Origin of the sequence: Victivallis vadensis (assembly GCF_003096415.1) — a bacterium.
Lineage (GTDB): Bacteria > Verrucomicrobiota > Lentisphaeria > Victivallales > Victivallaceae > Victivallis > Victivallis vadensis.
This window is the reverse complement of record NZ_QEKH01000073.1, coordinates 1-2,512: the sequence shown is the minus strand read 5'-3', so window position 1 is coordinate 2,512 and position 2,512 is coordinate 1. Positions and strand designations below refer to the sequence as shown.

Annotated in this window: 4 protein-coding genes; 3 read left to right on the top strand and 1 reads right to left on the bottom strand. The window is 55.5% G+C overall.

The genetic code is table 11. The annotated features are described in order from the left end of the window. Positions 1-127: 127 nt before the first annotated feature. Positions 128-745, top strand: a complete 618-nt coding sequence (locus C8D82_RS20400; protein WP_133245327.1) for an MFS transporter — start codon at positions 128-130, stop codon at positions 743-745. 3 nt (positions 746-748) lie between these two features. Here C8D82_RS20400 and C8D82_RS20395 read toward each other — a convergent pair whose 3' ends face one another. Beyond that, the gene (locus C8D82_RS20395) at positions 749-1,156 is read right to left on the bottom strand and encodes a hypothetical protein (protein WP_116886134.1); all 408 of its coding nucleotides are present in this window, start codon (positions 1,154-1,156) and stop codon (positions 749-751) included. Between the two features lie 135 nt (positions 1,157-1,291). Between C8D82_RS20395 and C8D82_RS20390 the strand changes: the two genes are divergently transcribed. Both C8D82_RS20390 and C8D82_RS20945 read left to right on the top strand, forming a co-directional pair. After that, complete coding sequence (locus tag C8D82_RS20390) at positions 1,292-2,086, top strand: sialate O-acetylesterase (RefSeq protein ID WP_116886133.1); 795 nt, start codon at positions 1,292-1,294, stop codon at positions 2,084-2,086. Positions 2,087-2,155: 69 nt separating this feature from the next. Continuing rightward, complete coding sequence (locus C8D82_RS20945; protein WP_133245326.1) at positions 2,156-2,404, top strand: hypothetical protein; 249 nt, start codon at positions 2,156-2,158, stop codon at positions 2,402-2,404. The last annotated feature ends 108 nt before the right edge of the window (positions 2,405-2,512 follow it).

The window sequence follows — 2,512 nt, the reverse complement described above, 5'->3', positions numbered from 1 at the left end:
ATTCCCTTTATGTTGAGATTTTGAGTTACTCAAAATAAAAGGCAGATGCAACCTTGTCAAACAACACATCCCATCACAAAATTTGGGACATTATCAATTTTTTGCGGCGTTCCTGAGTTTCCTGAAGATGCCCGGAGTGGTGGGGCTGATTGTGTTTCTGTTCTTTTTCCGGCTGGCGGAGTCGCAGCTGGGAAAGATGGCGGTCGCGTTTATGAAGGATGCGCGCGAGGACGGAGGACTGGGACTTTCGACCGAAGCCTTCGGAATGCTGTACGGCACGTTCGGGGTGCTGGCCCTGATCGCGGGTGGCATCGCCGGCGGAGTTCTGGTGGCGCGTTACGGGTTCGGCAGGACGGTCTGGCCGCTGGTGGCGGCGCTGAACGTGCCGGATCTGGTCTATGTCTATCTCGCGACGTTCCGGCCGGAATCGCTGTGGATTGTCGGCGGCTGCGTGACGGTCGAACAGTTCGGCTACGGCCTGGGCTACAGCGCGTTCATGCTGGTCACGATCGCGTTTGCGGAGCACTCGGGGCCGTTCAAGACCAGCCACTACGCGATCATGACCGGAATCACCATCCTCGGGTTGAACCTGACCGGAATGCTCTCCGGTTACGCCCAGAAGTGGCTCGGTTACGTGCCGTTCTTCTGGTATGTGATGATCTGCACGATTCCGAGCTTTCTGGTGATGATTCCGGTGGCCCGCCGCATTCCGGCCGACTTCGGCTGCAAGCGGCAGGTGGAATAGGGGTCATTGTTTGAGCCGGGCCGCTTCGTAATCGAGCATTTCCCGGACCCGCTGCTCCGCGGCTTCCGGCGTCGAGGCGGTGAAGCTCCAGCGCACGTTCACGGATCTGGCGTCGGAATTCCAGATGCTGGCGCTCTCTTCACGGCTGTACTCCGCAGCGTCGGGCACTTTGCTCCCCGCCGGCACCGAAACCACATTGGACCGGTAGTGCAAACTGCCGGTCATGAACAGGACTTTGGGCGTGACGCTGCCGGTCACGGGATCGTATCCGGTCTGAACATTCTGCACGGACAGAAGTCCGGAGGCGTTGACGTTTTTGGCCGCCGCCGCTTTGACCGCCTCGTTGGCGGTGGTGCAGCCGCCCGCCAGCAGCAGGATGGTGCCGAATATGGCCGGGGTCGTGAATTTCATGGTTGATTCCTCCTGATGATTGGTTTCCCTGTATCAATAGGCGGAATGTCAACATTTTTTGCTTGCAGGAAGAGCCGACGGCATGTATGTTGAACGGAGGGCCGATGCGACTTCAAAACAAACGGGAGAAAGAAGATGAAAAAAGTCGGAATCCTTTGTACTGTTGTTTGCGGACTTCTGCTGTCGGCGGCGTTCGGGGCCGATCCGGTCAAGCTGCCGCCGAAAGAGAAGTTTTATCTGGTGCTGCTGGCCGGGCAGTCCAATATGGCCGGGCGCGGCAAAATCCAGCCGGAAGACAGGGCGCCCTACCCGCGGGTATTGATGCTGAATAAAGAGGGGGAATGGGTTCCGGCCTCCGCTCCGATCCACTTCGACAAGAGCTTTGCCGGGATCGGTCCCGGCGATGCGTTCGCCAAACTGCTTGCCGGGAGCGATCCGTCGATCACGGTGGGGTTGATTCCGGCGGCGTGCGGCGGTTCGAGCATTCGCCACTGGAGGCCGGGCGTTTACTGGGAGCAGACCCAGAGCCATCCCTATGACGATGCGGTCGCCCGCACCCGCAAGGCGCTGGAATCCGGCACCCTCAAGGCGATCCTGTGGCATCAGGGAGAAGCCGACTGCAATAAAAACGCCGACCAGTATGCCCGGTGGCTGACGGAACTGATCCGGGATTTCCGGCAGAAGTTCAACGCCCCGGATGTGCCGGTGATCGTCGGCCAGTTGTCGCAGTTCCCCGGCGCGAAATGGAGCGAAGCCAGGCGTAAGGTCGACGCCGCCCAGCGCAAGGCGGTCGGGGAGAATCAGCCCGCCGCTTTCGTGACTTCGGAAGGGTTGACCTCCAACCCGGACAAAGTCCATTTCGACCGCGCCAGCCAACTCGAATTCGGCAGACGCTATTTTGAAGCATGGCGAAAGTTAACCGCCAAATAATACTGCCGGGGATTTCGCTGTTTTTTTATCATGTCGTCTGTGAAACAGTTCTTTATAAACAGAGAATTTATGATGAAAAAAAGGTTTAAACTTATTCTGGCGATATCAGTTGCCGCGGTATTATTGGGGGTATTTTTCGGAGGTGAAATACTTTTTAATGAAAAGTACATAGAGGGAAATGTGTTTTTACTCGGCCTTGCATGTACCAGTTTTGAACAATGGGAATCAAACTTTCCATATTTACGCCGTGTGCAAGTTTTATTGGTAAAAAACGAAAAAGAGCATGCTTGGGCTATTAATAGCCGAAATATCGATTAAGTTAGGTTAGCTACAACCAACTTAGAAAGGTATTCAAGCATGCTCACGGAAGACTATATCACCGAAGTGTATTGTTTCATAGACGACATGATGAAAGAATGTTGGAAA

Coding starts and splice junctions, on each gene's coding strand:
- C8D82_RS20400 (WP_133245327.1), top strand. CDS start 128: ATGCCCGGAGTGGTGGGGCTGATTGTGTTTCTGTTCTTTTTCCGGCTG.
- C8D82_RS20395 (WP_116886134.1), bottom strand. CDS start 1,156: ATGAAATTCACGACCCCGGCCATATTCGGCACCATCCTGCTGCTGGCG.
- C8D82_RS20390 (WP_116886133.1), top strand. CDS start 1,292: ATGAAAAAAGTCGGAATCCTTTGTACTGTTGTTTGCGGACTTCTGCTG.
- C8D82_RS20945 (WP_133245326.1), top strand. CDS start 2,156: ATGATGAAAAAAAGGTTTAAACTTATTCTGGCGATATCAGTTGCCGCG.